This window comes from Streptomyces sp. NPDC102258 (assembly GCF_055584685.1).
In genome coordinates this window covers 222,187-246,264 of sequence record NZ_JBVJLO010000006.1, presented here as the reverse complement: position 1 = coordinate 246,264, position 24,078 = coordinate 222,187, and the positions used below count along the sequence as shown (strand labels likewise).

Below are 24,078 nucleotides of genomic sequence, written 5' to 3'. Positions count from 1 at the left end.
GACCCTTTGGGGCTCACGGGGTCTCCCATTGGGGGTCCATCGCCGCCGACAATGGGGCGGGGGTTCGTCAGCCGGATTTCGAACGCTTACGATCCTCTGCGTGTCCAAACTGACCGACGTGCCCAAACGGATCCTGATCGGCCGGGCGCTGCGAAGCGACCGCCTCGGGGAAACGCTTCTCCCCAAGCGGATCGCCCTGCCTGTGTTCGCATCCGACCCGCTCTCCTCGGTGGCGTACGCCCCGGGCGAGGTGCTGCTGGTCCTTTCGATCGCGGGTGTGTCGGCGTACCACTTCAGCCCCTGGATCGCGCTCGCGGTCGTCGTGCTGATGTTCACGGTGGTCGCCTCATACCGGCAGAACGTCCACGCGTACCCGAGCGGCGGCGGTGACTACGAGGTCGCCAACACCAACCTCGGGCCCAAGGCCGGCCTCACCGTGGCGAGCGCCCTGCTCGTCGACTACGTCCTCACCGTCGCCGTATCGATCTCCTCCGGAGTAGAGAATCTCGGCTCCGCCGTCGATTTCGTCATCGAGCACAAGGTGCTCTCGGCGATGATCATGATTTTGCTGCTCACGCTGATGAATCTGCGCGGAGTGAAGGAATCCGGGAAACTCTTCGCCATTCCGACGTACGTGTTCGTCGGCGCCGTGTTCGTGATGATCGCGTGGGGCGCGTGGCGCGGCCTTGTGCTGGGCCACACGATGCAGGCGCCGACCGCCGACCTGGAGATCAAGGCCGAGCACCAGGGGCTCGCGGGCTTCGCCCTCGTCTTCCTGCTGCTACGGGCCTTCTCCTCGGGCTGTGCGGCCCTGACGGGTGTCGAGGCGATCAGCAACGGCGTACCCGCCTTCCGCAAGCCCAAGAGCAAGAACGCCGCCACCACCCTGGCCCTCATGGGCGCGCTGGCCGTCACCATGTTCTGCGGGATCATCGCCCTGGCGATGGCCACCGACGTGAAGATGGCCGAGTCGCCCGCCACCAACCTGCTCAAGGACGGCCAGCCGGTCGGCGCCGACTACGTCCAGCACCCGGTGATCTCCCAGGTGGCCGAGGCCGTCTTCGGCAACGGCAGCTTCCTGTTCATCGTGCTGGCGACCGCCACCGCGCTCGTCCTGTTCCTGGCCGCCAACACCGCGTACAACGGCTTCCCGCTGCTCGGCTCGATCCTCGCGCAGGACCGCTACCTGCCGCGCCAGCTGCACACCCGCGGTGACCGGCTCGCCTTCTCCAACGGCATCGTGCTCCTCGCGGGCGCCGCCATGCTGCTGGTGTGGATCTACGACGCCGACTCCACCAAGCTGATCCAGCTCTACATCGTCGGCGTGTTCGTCTCCTTCACGCTGAGCCAGATCGGCATGGTCCGGCACTGGAACCGCCACCTGCGCTCCGAGCGGGACCAGGCCGCGCGGCGCCGGATGCAGCGCTCGCGGGCGATCAACACCTTCGGCGCCTTCTTCACCGGCATGGTGCTGGTCGTCGTCCTCGCCACGAAGTTCACCCACGGCGCCTGGGTCGCGCTGCTGGGCATGCTGATCTTCTACGGGACGATGACGGCGATCCGGAAGCACTACGACCGGGTGGCCGACGAGATCGCGGCGGCCGAGGGCCCCAGTGACGACAGCGTGCGCCCGTCGCGGGTCCACTCCATCGTCCTGGTCTCCAAGGTCCACAAGCCGACCCTGCGGGCCCTGGCCTTCGCCAAGCTCACCCGCTCGGACACGCTGGAGGCGCTCAGCATCAGCGTCGACCCGGACGAGACGAAGGCGCTCAAGGCCGACTGGGAGCGGCGCGGTATCAACGTCCCGCTGAAGATCCTCGACTCGCCCTACCGCGAGATCACCCGGCCCGTGGTGGAGTACGTGAAGGGGCTGCGCAGCGAGAACCCGCGCGACGCGGTCAGCGTGTACATCCCCGAGTACGTCGTGGGCCGCTGGTACGAGCACCTGCTGCACAACCAGAGCGCGCTGCGCCTCAAGGGCCGGCTGCTGTTCACGCCCGGCGTGATGGTGACCTCGGTGCCCTACCAGCTGGAGTCCTCGGAGCTCGCCAAGCGGCGGGCGAAGAAGCGCCAGGAGTGGAACGCCCCCGGCGCCGTGCGCCGCGGCCCGGTCGACACCCCGCGGGCGCGGCCGAAGGACCCGGCGGGGAAGTAGCCCCGCCCGGGCACGGGTGGTGAACGGCCGGACGAGACCCACGTAAACTGGTGGGTCGGTCGTCCGGCCGTTTTCCTTTTGACCCGCCTTTACCCCCTGAGCCCCCTGGAGCCTCCCCACCATGACCGAGCAGAACGAGAAGCAGTCACTGGTCGGGGAGGAGTACGAGGTCGAGGTCGGTCCCGTCGCGCACGGCGGCCACTGCATCGCCCGTACGTCGGACGGCCGCGTTCTGTTCGTACGCCACACCCTGCCCGGCGAGAAGGTCATCGCGCGGGTCACGGAGGGCGAGAGCGACGCCCGCTTCCTGCGCGCCGACGCGATCACGGTCCTCGACGCCTCCAAGGACCGGGTCGAGGCACCCTGCCCGTACGCCGGCCCCGGCAAGTGCGGCGGCTGCGACTGGCAGCACGCCAAGCCGGGCGCCCAGCGCCGGCTCAAGGGCGAGGTCGTCGCCGAGCAGCTGAAGCGGCTCGCCGGGCTCACCCCGGAGGAGGCCGGCTGGGACGGCACCGTGATGCCGGCGGAGGGCGACAAGCTGCCGGCCGGGCAGGTCCCGCAGTGGCGCACCCGGGTCCAGTTCGCGATCGACGAGGACGGGCGGGTGGGCCTGCGCAAGCACCGCTCGCACGACGTGGAGCCGATCGACCACTGCATGATCGCCGCCGAGGGCGTCTCGGAACTCGGCATCGAGAAGCAGGACTGGCCGCAGATGGCGTCGGTCGAGGCGATCGCCGCTTCGGGCTCGGGCGACCGCCAGGTGGTCCTCACCCCCCGCCCGGGCGGCCGCCTCCCGCTGGTGGAGCTCGACAAGCCGGTCTCGGTGCTCCGCGTCGAGGAGAAGGACGGCGGGGTCCACCGGGTCCACGGCCGCCCCTTCGTACGGGAGCGCGCGGACGGCCGGACGTACCGCGTCGGCATGGGCGGCTTCTGGCAGGTCCACCCGCAGGCCGCCGATACCCTGATCAAGGCCGTCATGCAGGGCCTGATGCCGCGCAAGGGCGAGATGGCCCTCGACCTCTACTGCGGCGTCGGCATCTTCGCGGGCGCGCTGGCGGAGCGCCTCGGCGAGACGGGCGCGGTGCTCGGCATCGAGACGACGAAGCGCGCGGTGGAGGACGCCCGCCACAACCTGGCGGACTTCCCCCGGGTCCGCATCGAGCAGGGCAAGGTCGAGCAGATCCTCCCGAAGACCGGCATCACCGAGTGCGACCTCGTCGTCCTCGACCCCCCGCGCGCGGGCGCCGGCAAGCAGACGGTCCGCCACATCGCGAGCCTCTCCGCCCGCCGCATCGCCTACGTGGCCTGCGACCCGGCGGCCCTGGCCCGCGACCTGGCCTACTTCGCGGAGAACGGCTACAAGATCCGCACCCTGCGCGTCTTCGACCTGTTCCCGATGACGCACCACGTGGAGTGCGTGGCGATCCTGGAGCCGGTCGCGAAGGGCCTCTGAGCTGCCGTTTCTTCGAGTGTGCGTGACGGGCGTTACGTGCGTTAGGTGCGATATCTTGACGCATGTTCGACGCACGTGACGCACGTTTGACGCATGAACGGCGCGGTTTCTGATGGGTCGTCATGCGCGGCGGGTGGCCGACGGCCGGAACCCTCAGCTGTGTGGCGGTGAGCATATTGAAGTGGCTGAGGCACCGGCTGCCGAGCCGTTGGCTGCCCCTGTCTCATCCGCCTCTCGATAGTGACGTTCCGTGACCCTTCAGGGAGCGTTGAACGACCTGACACCCGCCCAGGTTGTCTTCGAAAGGAGACACTGCCGGTGCATTCGTGGCTCTCTCAGCGCCGCCGGTCCGTTGTGAGCACGGTCGTCGCGGCCTGTGTCGCTGTGCTCCCTGTCCTGCTGGAAGTTCTTGTGCCAGGGGCGGTGTCCGCCTCCAGCGCCGACCTGGGCGTGGTGGCACTGTTCGCCTACCTGTTCTGCTACCTGGTGGTCACGTTGAGGGCCTTCTCGTCCGCGCCGCCGGAGCGGATCCGGGTGTGGGCCCGGCGGGAGGCGCGGGGCACCGTACTGCAGCGCTACCTTCTGGGGACCGCGCCAGGGCCCGGTGTGTCGGTCCTCATCGCGTCGGCGGCGCTCGTGGTGTCGGCGGTCTGGCGTCCCGGGTATCTGGGTTCCGTTTTCCCGGCGACTGTGCGGGTCCTGATGGCGCTCGGTCTTGTCGTCGTCGCCTGGATCTGCATTCTGGTCGCTTTCGCGGACGTCACGGCGATGTCGCGGGAGATGCGCCGGACGGTGGCGGCCAACGCGACGATCGCGTTCGCCTTCAACACGGTGATCGTGGCCGGCATGGTCGCGGCGCTGGACGGTGGGCAGGGGGTCTGACGGCGGGGTCGGTGGCCGGAACCGCCCGCGCCGGGCGCGGCGAGCCGGCCACCGCCCCTCCCGCTCAGGGGGTGAGCACGAGGCGGATCGGGTCGCCGGTCTTGTTCTCCAGGCGGGCGACGGCGTCCGCGGCCTCGGCCAGCGGGACGTGGGCCGTGATGGAGGGGGCCAGGTCGATGCGTCCGGCCGAGGCCAGGCCGACGAGCTGCTCGACGTGCTCGGGCTCGGAGCCGTAGTGGCCGCGGACCTGGTTGACGTTGAAGCAGAATCCGATGCTGTCGGCGATCGTGACCGGCTCCGGGGTGAGTCCGGCGAGGACGAGCGAACCGAACGGGCCGAGGACCGACGCGGCCTGGGCACGGGCGGCGCCCACGCCGGCGAAGTCGAAGGCGACGTCGAGGCCGCGCCCGGCCGTCGCCTCCCGCACCGCCTCCGCGAAGCCCGGGGCGAGCGGGTCGAGGGCGACGTCCGCGCCGAAGACGAGGGCTCGCTCGCGGGCCGACGGCAGCGGATCGATCGCGATGATCGGGGCCGCGCCGACCATCCGGGCGAGCCGTACGGCGTGGGCGCCGAGGCCGCCCGCGCCCCAGATGCCGACCGCCTGGGCGGGGTGGACGGCGCCGGTGCCCACGATCGCGGCGTACGGGGTGGAGACCGCGTCGGGGATGATCGCCGCCTGGTCGAAGGGCAGGTCGTCCGGGATGGGGAGCAGGGTGCCCTCGCGGGCGACGGTGTACTGCGCCCAGCCGCCGTCGTAGTCCAGGCCGCGGGTGAGGGGGCGGTGGCACAGCATGCGGCGCAGGCAGCCGGCGCAGTCGCCGCACGCCTCGCCGGCCTGGAGGACCACCCGCTGCCCGGGCGTCCAGTCGCCCTTCGTGTCCGGGCCGAGGGTGTGGACGACGCCGGCGACCTCGTGGCCGAGGGTGACGGCGCCCGCCTCGGTGACCGCGTCAGTGGGGAAGAAGGGGCTCAGGCTGCCGTCGATCAGGTGGACATCCGACAGGCAGACGCCCGCGGCCCGCACCTCGACGAGGACCTCGCCCGGGCCGGGGACGGGGATGGAGACCTCTTCGACGGCGAAGGTGCGGGTGTCCAGGCGCAGCCGTCCGGCCAGCATGGTGTTCATGCGGAAACCTCGATGTGCTCGGTGAATAGCGCGTACGCAACTCATGCGCTCGACATGGTCGGCTGACCATGTCGCTTAACCGTGTCTAGTGACGAGGTCGTCTGTCAAGCCGCTTCCGCCGGACGTTCGCGAGGCGTATCGAGTTCCTCCAGGTGACTGTGTCCTTTGATACAGTCAACCGACATGTTCACTCGACAAAGTCATATGTAAGTTGGTTGGCGACTGCTGGAGTGCAACGAAAGGCACGCTCATGACTCAGGTGTCCGTAGGCGCGGCGCGGGCGATCCCCGAGCGCCCCCCGCTGCCCCTCGTAGGCCACGCGTTCAACGTTCCCGCGGGGGCGGACTTCCTGGCCTACCTGCTGAAGGAGTTCAGGGAATTCGGGCCCGTGTACCGCCTGCGCATCTTCGGGAGGGACACCGTCATGGTCGGCGGTCTGGACCTCGTGACCGAACTGTCGGACGAGAGTCGGTTCCGCAAGCACGTTCACACCGACCTGGTCGAGGTCCGGGCCCTGGCCGGGGACGGTCTGTTCACCGCTTACAACCACGAGCCGAACTGGCGCAAGGCCCACGACATCCTGATGCCCGCGTTCTCGCTCGGCTCGATGCGCAGCTACCACGCCCCCATGCTCCAGGTCGCCCGCTCGCTGATCGGTAAGTGGGACCGGCTGGCCGGGGTGCAGACGGTGGACGTGCCCGACGAGATGACCCGGCTGACCTTCGACACGATCGGCCTGTGCGGCTTCGGCTACGACTTCCAGTCCTTCCGTCGCGACGACCTGCACCCGTTCGTCGAGGCGATGGCCCGGGCTCTCGTCTTCGCCCAGGAGAAGGGCGAGTCCATCCCGGGCTCCGAGCTGTTCAAGAGGAAGAAGGTCGAGCAGTTCCGCGCGGACATCGACCTGATGACGGACCTCGTCGACGACGTGATCAGGGAGCGCCGCGCCTCCGGCGACACCAGCACGGACGACCTGATGGGGTTGATGCTGCACACCAAGGACCCCGTCACCGGCGAGCCGCTGGACGACGTCAACATCCGGCACCAGGTGATCACCTTCCTGATCGCCGGCCACGAGACCACCAGCAGCGCGCTCTCCTTCGCCCTGTACTACCTGACCAAGCATCCGGAGGTCCTCGCCCGGGCCCAGGCCGAGGTGGACGCCCTGTGGGGCGACACCGAATCCCCGGACCCCCAGTACGGCGACATCGGCAAGCTCACCTACATCCGCCAGATACTCAACGAGAGCCTGCGACTGTGGCCGACGGCGCCGGCGTACGCCGTCGAACCGATCGAGGACACCGTCATCGGCGGCAAGTACCCCGTACGCAAGGGCGAGTCGCTCATGGTGATCGCCTCGGCCCTTCACCGCGACGCAGCCTGGGGGGAACGTCGAGCTGTTCGACCCCGAGCGCTTCACCCCCGAACGGGAGGCGGCCCGCTCGGTCCACGCCTTCAAACCGTTCGGCAGCGGCGAACGGGCCTGCATCGGGCGCCAGTTCGCTCTGCACGAGGCCACCCTGCTGCTCGGCCTGCTGGTGCACCGCTACCGCCTGATCGACCACACCGACTACCAGATGAAGATCAAGTCGACACTGACGATCAAGCCCGACGGGTTCAGCCTGGGGCTCGCCCGCCGCACCGGCGACGAACGGCGCCTGCCCACCCCAGCGGCGGCGGACCCCGTCGCGGGCCGGACCACGGCCGTGACGCGCCGGGCGAGCGGCACCGCGCTGACGCTGCTGCACGGCTCCAACCTCGGCACCTGCGCCGGCATCGCCCGCGACCTCGGCACGGACGGCGAGGAGCACGGCTTCATCCCGTCCGTCGCCTCCCTCGACCAGTACACGGAGAGGCTGGCCGGCTCCAAGGGCCCCGTCGTCATCGTCGCCGCTTCCTACAACGGCCGCCCCACCGACGACGCCGCCGAATTCGTCGCCTCGCTGGAGAACCTCGCCCCCGGCTCGCTCACCGGGCTGCGATACGCCGTCCTCGGTGTCGGCGACCGCAACTGGGCGGCCACCTACCAGCGGATCCCCACCCTGATCGACGAGCGTCTGACCGCCGCCGGCGCCGTCCCGCTCCTGGAGCGCGGCAGCGCCGACGCCTCCGGTGACTTCGGCGGAGTGGTCGACCACTGGACGGAAGACCTGTGGAAGGCGCTCCTGGACGAGTACGGCGAGGCGATCGCCGGTGAAGCGGCCGGCCCGGCATTTGAGGCGGAAGGGGGCGGGCTGTACGAGCTGGAGGACACCTCGGAATCGGTCCTCGGCGGTCTCGCCGAGCGCCACGGCGTCCAGCCGATGGAGGTCCTCGAAGCGTACGAACTCGTCGACACCGACCACGAACTGGGCCGCTCCAAGCGGTTCCTGCGGCTCGGGCTGCCAGAGGGCGTCACCTATCGGACCGCCGACCACCTGGCCGTCCTGCCCGGCAACCCCGAGGCCCTCGTCCAGCGCGTCGCCGACCGCTTCGGCCTCGACCTGGACCGCACCGTCCGGCTGCGCGCCCGCCGCCGGAGCCGGGGCGCCCTGCCCGTCGACCGGCCGCTGACCCTGTGCCGCCTGCTCACCGACTTCGTCGAGCTCCAGGACGCGGCCACCCAGGAGCAGGTCGTCGTGCTCGCCGAGCACACCGCCTGCCCGCCCGAGAAGCAGCCGCTCACCGCCTTCGCCACCGCCGATCCCGAGACCTTCCGGGAGCAGGTGACCGTCGCGGGCCTCAGCGTCCTGGACTTCCTGGAGCGCTACCGTGCGTGCGAGCTGCCCTTCGAGCGCTTCCTGGAGCTGCTACCGGTCCTGCGTCCCCGGCACTACTCGATCTCGTCGTCCGCCACGGCCCGGCCCAGTGAAGCCGACCTGATGGTGTCGCTGCTCGCCGCGCCCCACCGGTCGGGGGAGGGCACCTTCCGGGGGATCGCCTCGCACTTCCTGCAGACCGTGAACGCGGGTGACGTGATCCAGGCCCGGGTCCTGCCGTGCAGCGAGTCCTTCCGCCTCCCCGAGGACACCTCCGTACCGGTGATCCTGGTCAGCGCGGGCACCGGCCTCGCACCCTTCCGCGGCGCGGTCCTCGACCGCCACCACACCGGCTCGACCGGCACCTTGCTCTGCTACTTCGGCTGCGACCACCCCGACGTGGACTTCCTGCACCGGGAGGAGTTCGAGGCGGCCGAGGCGGCCGGCGCGGTCAGCGTGCGCCCCACCTTCATGCACGCGCCCCAGAACGGAGCCCGCTTCGTCCAGGAGCGCATCGCCCGCGAGAGCGAGGAGGTGTGGTCGGTCCTGGAGGCCGGCGGACGCGTCTACATCTGCGGTGACGGCCGCCGTATGGCACCCGCCGTACGGGAGGCGTTCATGGCGATCTACCGCGAGCGGACCGGTGCGAGCGACGAGCGGGCCGTGGCATGGCTCGCCGAGCTCGTCACGTCCGGACGCTACGTCGAGGACGTCTGGGCCGGCTGATTCTCGCACAGAGGAAAAAACGGTTGTGGGCGCGCCTGGAAAGGTGCGCCCACGAGCGTTTTCACGGCGTGTCAGGCCATCGGTGCGTCCGCGAGGCCGAGGCTCCCGTTCGCCAGCGCTACGGTCGCGGCCACGAGCGCCCTGAGGCTGGTCCGCTCGGTGGTCTCGTCCGGCAGGCACAGGGCGACCTGCATGGTGAGTCCGTCGAAGCCGGAGAGGAAGAACCGGGCCACAGTCTCCGGGGACTCGGCCAGTTCGTGCCCCGTCCTCTCGGCCGTCTCCGTGATCACCTGTGCGGTCACTTCTATGACCCGCCGGTAGTGGTTCTGCCGGGCGTCGTTGAGGCTGGGCACGCGCAGGGCGAACATGGTCAACTCGCTGAGCAGCTGGTGGTGCGAGGTCGGTTCGCGCACGGTGCCCCACAGGGCTCCTGCCAGGGCGCCGAAGGTCTCCTCGAAGCCCTCGTCCTCCGGGGCCGCCCGTTGCACCTGCGCGACCAGCTCGTCGGTGATCTGGTCCATGACAGCGCGATACAGGTCCTCCTTCGTCCCGAAGGTGTAGTGGACGGTGGCCTGCGCGACGCCCAGCTCCGCGGCGATGGCACGGGTACTGCCCGCGGCGACGCCCTCCCGGGTCATGAGGTCGATGGCCGCCTTGATCAACTGGGGGCGGCGCTCCGCCGCGGAAACATGAGCCATGCGTTCAGTGTATCGACTGAGTCGATCGATCAAGTCGGCTCGGACCAGACATTACGTTGCTTTGATGGTCGGTGCGCTGTCCGCGGGGAGAGACTGCTCGGCCCAGATGACCTTTCCCTCGCGACCGTGTCGTGTGCCCCAGCGTTCGGTGAACTGGGCCACCAAGAGCAGGCCGCGGCCGCCTTCGTCGAAGATCCGGGCCCGGCGCAGATGCGGGGAGGTGCTGCTGGCGTCGGAGACTTCGCAGGTGAGCGTCGACTGCAGGATCAAGCGCAGCTGGATGGGGCTCTTGCCGTAGCGGATGGCGTTCGTCACCAGTTCGCTGACGACCAGCTCCGTGGTGAAGGACATATCCTCCAGCCCCCAGGCCGTCAGGACATCGGAGGCGAAGCGGCGGGCCCCGGACACGGCTGCCGGATCGGACGGGAGGTCCATCGTGGCGACGTGGTCCGGGTCGAGGGCACGGGTCCGGGCGACGAGCAGAGCGACGTCATCGGCGGGGCGGCTGGGCAACAATGCGGCCAGCAGCTGGTCGCAGGTCTCCTCCAGCGAGTCCGGCGCCGAGGTGAGGACATCGCGCAGCGTGGTGAGTCCGAGGTCCACGTCACGCGTGCGGCCCGCGATCAGCCCATCGGTGTGCAGCACCAGCAGGCTGTCCTCCGGCAGCTCGAACTCGATCGTCTCGAAAGGGAGTCCGCCCAGGCCGAGGGGCGGTCCGATCGGCACCTCGGGCGACTCGACCACCCTGGAGGTCCGGGTGGTCTCGCCGGTGGCCGGGTAGGTCACCACGGTCGGTGGGACATGGCCGGCACTGGCGAGGGAGCACAGGCGGGAGACGGGGTCATAGATTGCGTACAGACAGGTGGCGCTGGTCTCGCCCTCGGCCGGCGTCTCCTCGCGCTGCATCCGGATGACGACGTCGTCCAGATGGGTGAGGAGTTCATCGGGCATGAGGTCGATGTCGGCGAAGGCGCGGACGGCCGTGCGGAGTCGGCCCATGGTGGCGGCGGCGTGCAGCCCACGACCGACCACGTCACCGACGACCAGCGCGACGCGGGCCCCGGACAAGGGAATGACGTCGTACCAGTCGCCGCCCACACCCGCGCGGGACCCGGCGGGCAGGTAACGCGAAGCCGTGTCGACGGCCGCCTGTTTCACCGTGTGCCGCGGCAGCAGGGTCCGCTGGAGGGCGAGCGCGGTGGAACGCTCATGGGTGAACCGGCGGGCGTTGTCGATGGACACCGCCGCCCTGGAGACGATCTCCTGGGCCAGCAGGAGGTCGTCATCGTCGAAGGGGACCGAGGTGCGATGGCGTACGAACTGCACCAGGCCCAGGGTGTCCCCACGGGCGTGCAGGGGGACGAGGAGTACGGAGTGGAGGCCGAGGTCGCGCAGTACTCGGCCGTGGGATTCGGAGGGCGCCACCCACGTGGGCATCTCGGTCCCCGCGATGTGGTTCAGGACGGATCGTCCGGTGGCCAGCGCGTGAACCGGTTCCGAGTCGTCGGGGTAGGCGTGGCTCTCACCGACGCGGAGCGGGGACTCCGGACAGCCGTCGAGGACGGAGCGCTGGGCCACGCGGCGCTGCGTCAGAGCCTCTGGCGAACCAGTACCCGTCTCGTCGAGGACGGCGTCGAAAAGGTCGACGGTGACGAGGTCGGCGAAGTCCTCGGTACAGACCTCCGTCAACTCCTCTGCGGTGCGGGTGATGTCGAGCGTGGTCCCGACGAGCTTGCTCGCCCTGTCTGTGAGGGCGAGCCGACGCCGCAGGAGATGGTCGCGTTCCTCCTGGTAGGCGGCGACGACCCCCTCCGAGGAACGGTCCACGTAGTCGAAACCGATCGCGACCAGCCTCATCGTGGCCAGGTTGATCATGTGCCAGTCGCTGGTGAGGCGGGGAGCTTCGGCCGTCAGCTGTTCGAGCAGGCTGAGATGGTCGAGCCGGTAGGCACGGAGGAGCCGGCTCACCGGGATCCCCCGCCGGGCATAGAGGCGGGCGATGTCCAGGGCGGCCGGAGGGGCCTGCGACGCGCTCGCGCCGGGGTGGGCCTCCAGGAGATCCATTAGGGCGGTGACGTGCTGGGCCGTCTCCTCCAGGGTCAGGGCCTCGATGTCCGCGTTCTCCCACAGCTCGGGGAACTCGCCGTTCAGGCGCTGGAGCAGGAGTCCGGACAGTTTTTCCACCTGCGGTCTGAGGTGGCGGGCCAGCTGACCAAGGAACGCATCGACATCGGTTCCCATAGTGCGAATGTACGGGAAAGGCACGGCGTGCGCTCCTCGGACAGCTGCGGCAGCCCCGGGCCGGTCCGGGCCTCAGAGGCCGAGGTGGTCGCCCAGATCGGCGTAGTCGACCTGCCACAGGCCGGGAGAGCCCGTGGGGTACTGGGAGCGGAAGCCAAGCATGCGCTGGACACGCGGCGAGAGCGTCTTGGCGAGCTCCCTGTCGACTAGGAAGGGGTACGCCTCCTCGCCGGTGAGGAAGCCCGCGTTGAACGTGAAGGCGAGGCCTCGCCGGTACTCGTCGCCGGTCCGGTTCGCCCCACCGCCGTGCGCGGTCTTGCCGCTGATGAGAAGGACGTCTCCGGCGTCCATGATCGCGGGAATCGCCTGCTCGGGAGTCCCTCGGTCCTCGAAGTCGCTCCAGTGATTGCTTCCGGGGATGACGCGGGTGGCCCCGTTCTCCTCCGTGAAGTCGGTCAGGGCGACCAGGAAGTTGATGGTGACCTCCGGGCCGCCGGGCCCCATGCCGATGAACGGGAACCAGTTCTCCAGGTCACGGTGCAGCATCTGCGCCTGGTTGCCGGGACCGATCTCGATCACCTGCGCGGTGGTCATCCAGTACGTGCCCGACTCCTGCAGGAAGACCAGGTCGCTGACCTCGTGGACCAGAGGATGATCGATGACCTCGCCGCGGAACGTGGCGCTGTGCTTCACCAGGTTCGTGAGGCGCTTGGTGTTCTTGCCGTGGAACGCGGCCACGATTTCGTTCTCGTGGGTGGACCCCGGATCGAGCGCCTGCAGCGGCTGCTCGATCTCGGTGTTGAAGCGGGCGATCTGCTCCTGCGTCAGGAAGCCCGTGACGATGACGCCACCGTCACGGGTCACGATCTTGAGGATCTCCTCCGCCGGCGTGTCGTTCGCCACGGATGTCAGGGCCTGGGCCTTCTTCTGTGTGGTCATGCGTGTCCTCTCCCTCGATGCGCATCGCGGTTGATCGACCGCGCGTTTCTCTGTTGGTCCTGTGGTGTTGGCCTCACTGTCGCCAGTCGGGGCCGCCGGCGAGAACGACAGCGGGCACCTGCTCCGCCCGGGCCCGGTGCACCATGCACCGGCCGGTCGCGGGCACGGCGGAGCCATCCGCTCACGACGTTCTCGTCGGAGCCGGTGCGCGCCCCGGGGCGCCCCGGTCAGGAGCCGGCCCCGACGCCGTGTGCCGGTGCCGTGCGGTCCGCTCCCAGGGACGCGCGCTGCCGAGCCATCCGAGGAGGAAGGCCGCAGGGACGGAGACCAGCCCGGGGGTGTGGAGCGGGAACAGGTTGAAGTCCTGCTCCGGCAGCAGTGCGTATCTCGTTCCGGACACGGCGGGGGAGGCGAGGGTCAGGAGCACGCAGAGGGACAGCCCTCCGTGGACGAGCCACAGCAGCCCTCGGCGGTCGAAGCCGGTCCAGAAGAAGGAGTAGACGAGTGCAGGGAACACGCAGGTGGCCGCGAGGCTCAGCGAGAAGGCGAGGAGGAACTCGATGGGGTAGCGGTGCACGGCGGCGGTGAGGAGAAGGCTCACGGCGCAGAGCACGACGACGGACAGCCGTAGGACCGTCGGCTCTCCGATCCCGATCCTGGTACGGCCCTTCTGCCCCACCAGGTCGCGGGTCACGGAGACGGCGGCGGCGAAGGTCACGCTCGCCACGGCCGTGAGGACGGCGAGGAAGGCGACACAGGCCACGAGGGTGATGAGCACGACCCGGCCGGTGGAGGGCTGGGGGAGGACCGCCGATGCCAGGAAGATCGGGGCTCCCTGCCCCTTCGCGTCGACCGCCCCGATCCGTCCGCCGCCCACCACTGCGGCCGCGGCGAAGCCGGTCGTGATCAGGAGCAGGTAGAAGAGGCCGGTCAGCCCTACGGCGACGCTCAGTGAGCGCCGAGCGGCGGGTACGTCCCGGCTGGCGCTGACGCGCAGGAGCAGGTGGGGCATCATCGCGGTGCCCAGGATGACGACGATGTGGTCACTGAGCGTGCCGAGCGTTCCGAAGCCGGCGGTGTGCGTCCACAGGCCGGGACTGAGGTACTCGTCCGGCGACATGCTCTTGTCCATGGCGGCCGACAGGAGAGATCCAGGACTCCAGTCGAACAGGCGGAGCGCCAGCAGGGACATCGCGGCGAGCGTCGCCAGGACTACGGGCACCTTGACGGCCTGGACGAAACTGGTGCCGCGCAGATCGGCCACTCCTGCGAAGCACGTGACCAGGAACCCCATCAGCACCGTGCACACCACTTGGGCCCGCTCGGTCGGCATGCCGATCAGAAGAGCGGCGGTGATGCCGCCGGCCCGCAGTTGGACCATGAGCAGGGGTACGGCGATGCACAGTGTCACCACCGCACCGGCGATCCGTGTTCCCGGCCCCTCGGCACGCAGGGAGAACAGCTCACCCAGGGTGTAGCGGCGGGTCGCGCGGATCCTGGAGGCGAGGAGCAGGAAGACGCCGAGTGCGAGGGCACTGTCGACGGCGGTCGAGACTCCGTCGTAGCCGAAGAGGGCGATCGCTCCCGGCAGCGAGACCAGAAGGACGACCGTGATCTGTTCCCCCGCCATCGCGACGCCGTTGAAGACGGGTGGGAGAGATCGGCCGGCGACGTAAAGGAGTTCCGGGTCGTCGTCCTGCGTGGCGAGCGTGAAGACCCACAGGAGGCAGAGGCCGATGAAGACGAGGAAGGAGCTGATGACCGCTCCCCTCGCGTCGGTGCCGATGAGGTCGGGCGAGCCGACGCTCAGGAGGTACGCCGTCACCACGCGCCCCCGGCCGAACGAGCGGCGGCGGCCGTCCCCGAGGCCGGTTCGAAGGAGGACGCGGCCCGGTTCTCGTACCACCAGGTCCCGCCGATGAGGACGGCGAGCTGCGTGAGCGCCCACGCGATGCCGAGGGTGAGACGTCCGTGCACGGAGATCTCTCCGAGGGCCGTGGAACAGGACAGCAGGACGCCGACGGCGAGCGGCAGCGCGTTGACGGTGACCAGCACCCGGGTGTCACGGGAAGGATGCCGGGAGGAAGCGGAGGGCACGAGACCTCTCTCTGAAGAAAAGGAAGCAGACACGGCGCGAGGGGGGCCGGGGGCGGTGAGGCCGATGAAGGGCCTCGTACCGCGCGGCGTTGGGTGTCAGAGGCGGCTGGTCGCCGTCAGGCCGGCGTATCGCCCGGCCTGCTCCAGGAGCCGTGGGACACCCGTTTCGAGCGACGGTCCGAAGGCCGTGTCGTTCGGGCGCTCACCCCGCTGCCAGCGGGTGTGGATGGCCTCGCAGAAGATCGCTGCCTTCCACAGGGCGAGGGTCTGGTACCAGGGGAGCGGGGTCAGATCGAGGCCCGTACGGCGTTGGTAGCGCTCTGCCAGCTGGCGCTGGGTGAAGTAGCCGGGCGACCGGGTCACCTTGGTGAGTTCGAGGGGTGTGGGAGGGCTGCCTGCCTCGGACCAGGTGGCGGTGAGGTACCCCAGGTCCGCGAGCGGGTCGCCGAGCGTGGCCATCTCCCAGTCCAAGATCGCGAGGACCCTGGCCGGGGCCTGAGGGGCGAACATGAGGTTGCCCATGCGGTAGTCGCCGTGCACCACCGAGGCCGACTGGCTCGTCGGCAGGTTGCGCGCGAGCCAGTCGGCGATGCGGTCCACCGCCGGCATGCTGCGGGTGGTGTTGACCTCCCACAGCCCGCGGAATCGCTCCACTTGGCGGCGGAGATACCCCTCGGGAAGGCCCAGGGAGGCGAGTTCCCCCCGGCTCACGTCGATGTCGTGCAGGGCGACGAGGGTGTCGACGACCGCCTCGCTGGTGGCGCGGCGCTCTGCAACGGGGGAGAGGTGGGCCGGGACCGTGTCGGTGATGACCATCCCGTCGACCCGGGACATGAGGTAGAACGGTACGCCCAGGACGGCTTCATCCTCGCAGACGGCGATGATCTCGGGCACCGGAACCCCGCGTCCGTGGAGGACCTTCTGGATGCGGGCCTCGCGCACCATGTCGTGGGTCGACTTCGGCAGCGGCGGGCGCGGGCCGCGGCGCAGGACGACGGACTCGCCGCCGCGCTCGATCAGATAGGTGACGTTGGACTGGCCGTCGCCGATGCGCTGCCAGGCGAGCGGGCCGCTGCCGATGCCATGTCCGTCGAGGAAGCCGGTGACCGCGTCGAGGACCAGCAGCGGAGGGCTGTCGAGGGGGCGGACCCCCTCCCGACTCGCGACGACCTCGATGCCGTCGGGGACGGTGTGCATCACGCTCCCCCGTCCCGGCCGACGACGGCGTCGCCCCGGTACGGCTCGCCGGCCCGGACGGCGGCGCCGCGGGCGGCGGAGGCCCGGCGGGCGATGGCCCACCGGTGGGTCTCGTTGGAGCCGTCGTAGATGCGGAACGGGCGGACCTCGTTCAGGTACTGCGCCAGCGGGAGCCCGTCGGAGACGCCGTCGCCACCACAGATCTGGACGGCGCGGTCGATCACCCGGAAGATCGCCTCCGAGCAGTGCACCTTCGCGACCGACGACAGCGCCGAGCCCGCCTTGGGGTCGGTGTGCAGCAGGGCCGCGGTCTTGGCGATGATCGCGTCGGAGGTCTCGATGTCGATGACCGACTCCGCGATCAGGTGCTGCGCCAGGCCGAGCGTGTCGATCGGACCGCCGAACAGCTCCCTCTTCCCGGCCCGGTCGAGCGCGATGTCGTGCGCCCGGCGCGCCAGTCCCAGCCACCTCATGCAGTGCGTGAGACGCGCGGGCCCGAGCCGGACCTGGGCATAGCGGAAGCCGAGCCCCACCTCGCCGAGCACCGCCTCGTCGGGGACGAAGCAGTCCTCCAGGTACACGTGCGGGTGGCCGCCGTCGATGGAACGGTCGACGGTGTGGATCGCCTCGCCGATGCGGATCCCGGGGTGCGTCAGGTCGACCAGGAACATGGTGGCGCCCTCGGGAGCACCGTCGACGGCCGGGGTGCGCGCCATGACGATGCAGAACCCGGCACCGACGGCGCCGCTGGTGAACCGTTTGTGGCCGTCGATGATCCAGCCGCCGTCGGTACGCACGGCCGTGGTCCGTAGCGCGGCCGGGTCGGAACCGGCTCCGGGGTGGGGCTCGGTCATGCCGAAGCAGGACCGGATCTCGCCCGCGGCCAGGGGCGCGAGGTAGTGCTTCTTCTGTTCCTCGGTGGCGATGAGGTTGAGCATGTGCATGTTGCCCTCGTCGGGGGCCATGCAGTTGAGCGCGCTGGGGCCGATCGGCGAGTAGCCGGCCTCCTGGAGGATCGGTGACCAGTACGCGAGGGGCAGGCCCTGCCCGCCGTACTCCTTCGGGACGAGCGGCGCGAAGACGTCGGCCTCCTTCGCCGCGGTCTGCAGCCGGTCGCGGGTGGCCTGGTCGAGACGTCCACCCGGTGCGGGCTCGGCCTCGATGACGACCTCGCGGATGAACCGGCGGGTGCGCTCCCGCAGTTCCGCGATCTCCGGCGGAAGATGAGGGTAAGTCATGGCTGTCCTTTGTCGGGTGTGCTCGGTCGTTACGCGGTGCCGCCGGCGACCGTGAGGCCGCCGTCGACGGTGAGGACGTGGCCGGTGACCCAGGAGGCGTCCTCCGAGGCCAGAAAGGCCACGGCGGAGGCGATGTCGGACGGTTCGCCCAGTCGCCGCAGGGGGTAGTCCGCGGCCACCTCGGTCTCCCTGCCCTCGTACAGGGCTTCGGCGAACCGGGTCTTCACCACGGCGGGGGCCACCGCGTTGACGCGGATCTCCGGGCCGAGCTCGACGGCCAGGGTCCGGGTCAGGTGGGACACCGCCGCCTTGCTCACCCCGTAGAGCCCGATGCCGGGTGACGGAGTGTCGCCGGTCACCGAGGAGAGGTTGACGACGGTGCCGCGGCGTTCGGTGAATCCGAGCTTCGGGTGGGCCACCGCGTCCTGCACCCAGGCGAGGGTCGCCAGGACGTTGACCTCGAGGACCTTGCGGGCGACGTCCAGGTCCAGGCCGACGACGGGACCGTAGGCGGGATTGATGCCCGCGTTGTTCACCAGGACGTCCAGCCCGCCGAACTCCCGCGCGACCGTGTCGAAGACCTCGCGGCGGTGCCCGGGGTCGTCCGCCCTGCCGGCGACCGTGATGACGCTCCCCGGGGGAAGCGCGGCGGCGGCCTCTTCGAGCGGTCCGGCCTTGCGCGCGGTCAGGCAGACCCGTGCGCCTTCGGCGACGAGCCGTTCCGCGACAGCGAGACCGATGCCCCGGCTCGCTCCGGTCACGACGGCGGTGCGGCCCGCGAACCGGCCCTGACCGCTGCTGTTCTGGTTCAACGGATCAGTCCTTCGAAGGGGCGGACGGCTCGGTGGCGCCTGTCCTGCGGAGTTCGGCGCGGCGGATCTTGCCGCTCTGGGTCTTGGGCAGGTCGGCGACGAAGTGGATCGTGCGGGGGCACTTGTAGGCGGCCAGCCGGTCACGGGAGAAGGCGATCAGCTCCTCGGCCGTGGCGTGCAGGCCCGTCTTGAGCGAGACGTAGGCGACGACGGTCTCGCCGCGGTAGTCGTCCGGCCGGCCGACGACCGCGGCTTCGAGGACCGACGGGTGTTCGTACAGCGCGTCCTCGACCTCGCGCGGCCAGACCTTGTACCCGGACACGTTGATCTGGTCCTTGAGCCGGTCCACCAGGTAGACCCAGCCCTCCTCGTCGATGACGGCGACGTCACCGGTACGCAGCCGGCCCTCCGGCATCGTGTGACGAGTGGCCTCGGGCTTGCCCCAGTAGCCGGGCGCTACCTGCGGCCCGCTCAACTCCAGCTCGCCCTGCTCCCCGCTCGGCACCGGGTCGCCTTTCATGCCCACGACGCGTGCCGTGAGGTGCGGCAGGGGCTTGCCGATGGACAGCGTCCCGCTCGGCAGGTGCACCGGCGCCTTGGCCCCCGGCGGCACCGCGATGACGGCGGACGTCGTCTCGGTCATCCCGTAGCCGTTGTGGAGGTAGACGCCGAACCGCTCCTGGAACCGTACGACGGTGGCCGGCGGGATCGGTGCACCCCCGGAGTACAGGGCCTTCACCGACGCGAAGTGCTCCGGTCCGGCCTGCGGCAGCTGGAAGATCGCGTTGTACGCGGTGATGGAGCCGATCGTGTAGGTCACCCCGTGCTCGGCGAAGGCCTCCAGAGCGACCTCGGGGTGGAACCGGCCCGCCAGGACGAGCGTGGTGTCGGTGAGCAGGGAGATGGACGCGTTGACCACCGCCCCGGTGATGTGGAACAGCGGGGCCATGGCGAACACGACGTCCCCGTCGCCCACGCCCATCCACGACGCGCAGGTCACCACCACGCTCAGCACGTTGCCGTGGGTGTTCATCGCGCCCTTCGGCGGCCCCGTCGTTCCCGAGGTGTACGTCAGGAACGCGACGTCGTCACGGGTCGGCTCCACCGGCGAGGGACCGCGGCCCTCGAACTCGCCTATCAGCGCCACCAGATCGCCGTCGGGCGCCGGAGCGTGGCGTTCCGTCGACGCGAAGACCCGCGGATCGTTCCTCGACTGGTAGTCCAGCGCCGACGTGCTGATCAGCCAGCGCACCGTGCTCCCCGCCAGCGTGCCCAGCGTCTCGTGGACGTCCGCGTCCGCGCAGACGACGCCGACCGCCCCGGAGTCGTCGATGATCCGGCGGAGCTCCTGGCGCCGGTACATCGGGTTGAGTCCCAGTGCCGTGGCCCCCAGCTTCCACAGGGCCAGTAGCACCAGCGCGTACTGCGGGACGTTCTGCAGGTACACCCCGACGCGGTCGCCCCGGCCGGTCCCGCGGGACTCGAACGCGGCGGCCAGGGCGTCCGACGCCGCGTCCACCTCCCGCGCGGTCAGGGCACCGTCGAAGAAGCGGAGCGCGGTGCCCTCCGGGTTCTTCGCCACGCGTGCCTTCCAGGCGGCCACGAGCGAGCCGGGTGCCGCGTCCGTCCCCGTAACGGACCCGTTGGGGGGCGTGTCCCGCCGCCGACCTTCATCCACTGTCATCTGTCGTCCTTCCCATCCGTGTCCGTGCGCTTGGCGCGCCGGTCACGTGAGTTCGCGCTTGAGGATCTTTCCGGTGGACGTCATCGGCAGCGTCTGGACGACCTCGACGATGCGCGGGTACTTGTAGGCGGCCATCTGCTCCTTGCCCCAGGCGATCAGCTCGTCGGGACGGGCCTCGGCGCCTTGGTCGAGGATGACGAACGCCTTGATCTCCTCGCCGTGGCTCTCGTGCGGCACGCCGACGACCGCGGCCAGGCCGACCGCCGGGTGCGTCATCAGGACCTCTTCGATCCCGCGCGGGTACACGTTGAAGCCACCGCGGATGATCAGGTCCTTCGCCCGGTCGACGATGTAGTAGAAGCCGTCCTTGTCCCTGCGGGCCAGGTCGCCGGTGCGGAACCAGCCGTCCCTGACGGCTTCGGCGGTGGCCTCGGGGCGGCCGTGGTAGCCCTTCATCACGTTGTGGCCCTTGACCGCGATCTCGCCGATGGCGCTGCCTGAGCCGTCGTCCTCGACCTCCGACCAGTCCGCGTTGCCGAGCTTGACCTCGACGCCCCAGATCGGCACGCCGATCGACCCGGGACGGGGCTCCCGCGCCGGATCGCTGAAGGTCACCACCGGCGAGGTCTCGGAGAGGCCGTAGCCCTCCAGGACCTGGACGCCCAGACGCTCCCTGACCTGCTTGACGAGTTCCGCGGGGAGCGCGGCGCCGCCGGAGACGCCGACGCGCAGGTTCCTCGCGATGCGCTCGACGTCGACGTCGTCGGTGAGGGCCTGCAGCAGGCCCCACCACATGGTGGGGACGCCTGCGAAGACGGTGATGTCCTCCTGCTGCATCAGGGACGCCGTCTGCCGGGCGTCGAACCGTGGCAGCAGCACCAGTGTGCTCGCCGTCGAGAAGCCGGCGTTCATCTGCACGGTCGCCCCGAAGGAGTGGAACAGTGGCAGCACCAGCAGATGGGTGTCCGAGGCCGGCTGGTTGTCCAACAGCCGATTGCACGCGAAGGCGTTGAGCACCAGGTTGGCGTGGCTGAGTTCGGCGCCCTTCGCCTGCCCTGTCGTACCGCTCGTGTAGAGCAGCACGGCCGGGTCGTCACCGGACGTCCCGACGCTGTCGAACGTCGTCGCGGTGCCCCGCAGCGCGGCGCCCATGGTCTCGGCACCTTCGATCGGGCTCTCCGCCGCGGGGTCGGCGGTAATGAGGAAGAAGTGCTCGCAGCCCGGGGTCCCGGTGAACCCTGTGTGGCCCTCCGCACCCATCGGCAGGCCCTCGCCGCCCTCGAAGCAGAAGTACGCCTTGGCCTCCGAGTCGGCGAGGTGGTAGGCGACCTCCCGGCCCTTGAGCAGGACGTTGAGCGGTACGACGACCGCGCCGGCCTTGAGGATCCCGTAGTAGACGATCGGGAACCAGGGCACGTTCGGGCAACTGAGCGCGACCTTGTCGCCGGGCCAGATGCCGCGGTCGACCAGGAGGTTGGCGACCCGGTTGGCGGCGGCGTCGACCTGGGCGTAGGTGAGACGCGTCTTGCCGAGGACGACGGCGTCCCGGTTCGGGTGCGTCCGGGCGGAGTCCTCGAGCACGACCGAGAGGTTCAGCATGGTGTCTTCCGGGAAGGTGGACCGGGCCAGGCCGCGGGGGAACAGAACACGCGGCCTGGCTCGGAGCGGGTGGGGGTTGCGCGTGGATCGATGCGGGCGTCACAACTTCCGCAGGAGCCGGTCGAGGGCTTCGGCCGTCGCCTCGATGTCGGCGCTGGTGTGCGCCGTGCTGAGGAAGACCTTGCCGGACGGCATGAACAGGAAGCCCTGCCGCAGCATCCCTTCGAGGATCACTGCCCAGAGTCCGCTGGTTCCGTGAAGCCCCGTGGCGCCACCGGCGGGTACGTACTGGAGGAGCGAGCCGACCCGGTTGAAGCTGCCGAAGTCGGGCGATGAACCGAGAACGGCGCCGACGAGGGCTTCGAACTCGGACGAGGTCCGTTCGAGCTGGTCGTAGACCGCGGGATCGGCCAGGACGCGCATCGTCGCCGCGACGGCCGCCAGTGCGATCGGGTTGGCGTTGAAGGTTCCGGCGTGCACGACGCCGGACGTCACCTGGTCGACCAGCTCTGCCCGGCCGACGACGGCGCTCTGGGTGAAGCCGCCGGCCATCGCCTTTCCGAAGACGGACAGGTCGGGCAGCACGCCGTACTTCTCCGCCGCCCCGCCCCGGGCGATCCGGAACCCGGCGATCACCTCGTCGAAGACGAGGACGACGCCGTGCCGGTCGCAGAGGGTCCGCAGCGTCGACAGGAACTGCGGTGAGGGGGCTTCGACGCCGGCGTTGCTCATCACGGGGTCGACGAGCACGGCCGCGATGTCGCGCTCGACGGCCTCGCCCAGCAGGCGCTCGACCAGCTGTACGTCGTTGAAGCGCGCCACGACCAGGTCGTCCAGCACGCTGGCCGACTGCCCCGGCCCGCCGGGGGTGGCGGGGCGATCGCAGTCGTCCTCGGACATCCCGGCGTACACGGTGTCGTGCCAGCCGTGGTAGCTCTTGGCGAACTTCAGGACGCGGCGCCGGCCGGTGGCAGCGCGCGCGAGGCGCAGCGCCACCTGCACCGCTTCGGTCCCGGTGTTGCTCCACAGCAGTCGCTCGCCGTGTGGCACGGCTTCGAGGACCGCTTCCGCCGCGAGGTACTCGAGCGGGTGGCCGGTGCCGACGACCTGCATCTTCGTCGCGACCTCGGACACCGCGGACACGACGCGCGGGTCGCTGTGACCGAGGACGAGCGGGCCCCAGGCCATCACGTAGTCGATGTACCGGTCGCCGTCCAGGTCCCAGACGTGCGCGCCCCGCGCTTCGCGCACGAAGAGCGGATGGGGAGGCATCGCGGCGCGCAGGCCCGACCCCACACCCCCGCCGAGGCTGCGGCGGGCTCGCTCGAAGGCCGAGCGTGATGATTCCAGGGCCATGAGATCGCCCCTGCCTTTCAGTACGTGATCACCGAGCGGATACCGATACCGCGCTTCATCTGGTCGAACGCCTCGTTGATGTCCTGAAGACCGATCACGCTCGTCACCAGGGAGTCCAGATCGATGCGGTCGTTCATGTAGTGGTCGATCAGCAGCGGGAAGTCGGAAGCCGGCTTGCTGGAGCCGTAGTTCGAACCGATGAGCGAGAGCTCCTGATCGGACATGACGAAGGGATCGATGGAGACCTTCAGGCCGTCCGCCACCTGCCCGGCGACCACCGCCGTGCCGCCCCGGGCCAGGACCTCGTAGGCCGACTCGATGGTGCGGGGCAGCCCGATGGCCTCGATGGCGATCTCCACACCACGTCCGTCGGTGAGCTGGTGCACCCTGTCGGCGAAATCCTCGCGGGCGTTGTTGATCAGGTCGGTCGCACCGAAGACGCGTGCCTGTTCGAGCTTCTCGTCGGAGATGTCCGCGGCGATGATCTTCCGCGCGCCGGCGAGCCGGGCCCCCTGGATCGCGTTCAGGCCGACACCTCCGCAGCCGAGGACCAGCACGGTGTCGCTCGGCCGCACGCCGGCGGTGTTGACGGCCGCCCCGACACCGGTCGTGACGGCACATCCGACCAGAGCCGACTGCGGGAACGGGGCGTCGTCCCGGATGGCGATCGCACCCGATTCGGGCACGAGGGTGTACTGGCCGAACGTTCCGAGGCCCGCGAAACTGAGGACGTCTTCCCCGTCTGTGGACGTGATCCGGGACCGGCCGTCGAACGACAGGTGATTCGCCGAGTGCCGGCTGACCATGTCGCAGAGGACGGGCCTGCCACTGATGCAGTAGCGGCAGCGGCGACAGGAAGGCGTCCAGGACAATACGACGTGGTCGCCCTTCTTCAGCGTCGTGACACCTTCGCCGACACTCTCGATGATCCCGGCCCCCTCATGGCCGAGGATCATCGGCGAAGGAACCTCCCATTCGCCCAGGAGGACGTGGAGGTCGCTGTGGCACACCCCGCTCGCCCGGAGCCGCACGAGCACCTCGCCGGGCGGAGGCGTCGAGGGGATCGTCACTCGCTCGATGGTCAGTGGTTCGTTCGGCGTCCTGAAGACAGCGGCGTCGAATTCGATGGTCATGAAA

General features: G+C 70.0%; 16 protein-coding genes and 1 pseudogene. 4 read left to right on the top strand and 13 right to left on the bottom strand.

Annotated elements, in window-relative coordinates; genetic code table 11:
- Nucleotides 1-100: 100 nt before the first annotated feature.
- The 3 genes from ACZ6ZT_RS13030 to ACZ6ZT_RS13020 all read left to right on the top strand — a co-directional run bounded on the left by ACZ6ZT_RS13030 (nt 101) and on the right by ACZ6ZT_RS13020 (nt 4,490).
- Nucleotides 101-2,155, top strand: a complete 2,055-nt coding sequence (locus tag ACZ6ZT_RS13030; protein WP_469718799.1) for an APC family permease — start codon at nt 101-103, stop codon at nt 2,153-2,155.
- A gap of 121 nt (nt 2,156-2,276) precedes the next feature.
- A complete protein-coding gene (locus ACZ6ZT_RS13025) occupies nt 2,277-3,608 on the top strand; it encodes a class I SAM-dependent RNA methyltransferase (protein WP_469718797.1) in 1,332 nt (443 codons plus the stop codon).
- A 318-nt stretch (nt 3,609-3,926) separates the two neighbouring features.
- Nucleotides 3,927-4,490, top strand: a complete 564-nt coding sequence (locus tag ACZ6ZT_RS13020; protein ID WP_469718795.1) for a DUF1345 domain-containing protein — start codon at nt 3,927-3,929, stop codon at nt 4,488-4,490.
- 64 nt (nt 4,491-4,554) lie between these two features.
- On the opposite strand, the gene ACZ6ZT_RS13015 is transcribed toward ACZ6ZT_RS13020, so the two are convergent.
- Nucleotides 4,555-5,616 carry a zinc-binding dehydrogenase gene (locus ACZ6ZT_RS13015; RefSeq protein ID WP_469718793.1) on the bottom strand — a complete coding sequence of 354 codons (1,062 nt, stop codon included), beginning with the start codon at nt 5,614-5,616 and terminating at the stop codon, nt 4,555-4,557.
- A 250-nt stretch (nt 5,617-5,866) separates the two neighbouring features.
- Here ACZ6ZT_RS13015 and ACZ6ZT_RS13010 point away from each other — a divergent pair.
- Nucleotides 5,867-9,080 (top strand): annotated as a pseudogene (locus tag ACZ6ZT_RS13010) (bifunctional cytochrome P450/NADPH--P450 reductase).
- 71 nt (nt 9,081-9,151) lie between these two features.
- On the opposite strand, the gene ACZ6ZT_RS13005 reads toward ACZ6ZT_RS13010, so the two are convergent.
- From ACZ6ZT_RS13005 to ACZ6ZT_RS12950, 12 genes are all read right to left on the bottom strand, one after another.
- Nucleotides 9,152-9,778 (bottom strand): TetR/AcrR family transcriptional regulator, encoded by a 627-nt coding sequence (locus ACZ6ZT_RS13005; RefSeq protein WP_469718792.1) that lies wholly within the window; start codon nt 9,776-9,778, stop codon nt 9,152-9,154.
- Between the two features lie 51 nt (nt 9,779-9,829).
- Nucleotides 9,830-12,019 carry an ATP-binding SpoIIE family protein phosphatase gene (locus tag ACZ6ZT_RS13000; RefSeq protein ID WP_469718790.1) on the bottom strand — a complete coding sequence of 730 codons (2,190 nt, stop codon included), beginning with the start codon at nt 12,017-12,019 and terminating at the stop codon, nt 9,830-9,832.
- A 72-nt stretch (nt 12,020-12,091) separates the two neighbouring features.
- Complete coding sequence (locus tag ACZ6ZT_RS12995; RefSeq protein WP_469718789.1) at nt 12,092-12,958, bottom strand: phytanoyl-CoA dioxygenase family protein; 867 nt, start codon at nt 12,956-12,958, stop codon at nt 12,092-12,094.
- Nucleotides 12,959-13,139: 181 nt separating this feature from the next.
- Nucleotides 13,140-14,783, bottom strand: coding sequence for a sodium:solute symporter family transporter (locus ACZ6ZT_RS12990; protein WP_469718787.1), 1,644 nt, complete (start codon nt 14,781-14,783; stop codon nt 13,140-13,142).
- On the bottom strand, nt 14,780-15,055 hold the full coding sequence (locus ACZ6ZT_RS12985) for a hypothetical protein (RefSeq protein WP_469718785.1): 276 nt from the start codon (nt 15,053-15,055) through the stop codon (nt 14,780-14,782). Before ACZ6ZT_RS12985 ends, ACZ6ZT_RS12990 begins: the two co-directional genes overlap by 4 nt.
- Nucleotides 15,056-15,151: 96 nt before the next feature.
- Complete coding sequence (locus ACZ6ZT_RS12980; RefSeq protein ID WP_469718783.1) at nt 15,152-16,252, bottom strand: phosphotransferase family protein; 1,101 nt, start codon at nt 16,250-16,252, stop codon at nt 15,152-15,154.
- Complete coding sequence (locus tag ACZ6ZT_RS12975; RefSeq protein ID WP_469718781.1) at nt 16,252-17,490, bottom strand: acyl-CoA dehydrogenase family protein; 1,239 nt, start codon at nt 17,488-17,490, stop codon at nt 16,252-16,254. Before ACZ6ZT_RS12975 ends, ACZ6ZT_RS12980 begins: the two co-directional genes overlap by 1 nt.
- A gap of 29 nt (nt 17,491-17,519) precedes the next feature.
- Nucleotides 17,520-18,302 carry an SDR family oxidoreductase gene (locus tag ACZ6ZT_RS12970; RefSeq protein ID WP_469718779.1) on the bottom strand — a complete coding sequence of 261 codons (783 nt, stop codon included), beginning with the start codon at nt 18,300-18,302 and terminating at the stop codon, nt 17,520-17,522.
- Nucleotides 18,303-18,306: 4 nt separating this feature from the next.
- Nucleotides 18,307-19,884: a class I adenylate-forming enzyme family protein gene (locus ACZ6ZT_RS12965; RefSeq protein WP_469718777.1), complete on the bottom strand. Its 1,578-nt coding sequence runs from the start codon at nt 19,882-19,884 to the stop codon at nt 18,307-18,309.
- Between the two features lie 144 nt (nt 19,885-20,028).
- Nucleotides 20,029-21,567, bottom strand: a complete 1,539-nt coding sequence (locus ACZ6ZT_RS12960) for a long-chain-fatty-acid--CoA ligase (protein WP_469718774.1) — start codon at nt 21,565-21,567, stop codon at nt 20,029-20,031.
- A 117-nt stretch (nt 21,568-21,684) separates the two neighbouring features.
- Nucleotides 21,685-22,941: an aspartate aminotransferase family protein gene (locus tag ACZ6ZT_RS12955; protein WP_469718773.1), complete on the bottom strand. Its 1,257-nt coding sequence runs from the start codon at nt 22,939-22,941 to the stop codon at nt 21,685-21,687.
- Nucleotides 22,942-22,958: 17 nt separating this feature from the next.
- Nucleotides 22,959-24,074: a Zn-dependent alcohol dehydrogenase gene (locus tag ACZ6ZT_RS12950; protein WP_469718771.1), complete on the bottom strand. Its 1,116-nt coding sequence runs from the start codon at nt 24,072-24,074 to the stop codon at nt 22,959-22,961.
- Between the last annotated feature and the right edge of the window lie 4 nt (nt 24,075-24,078).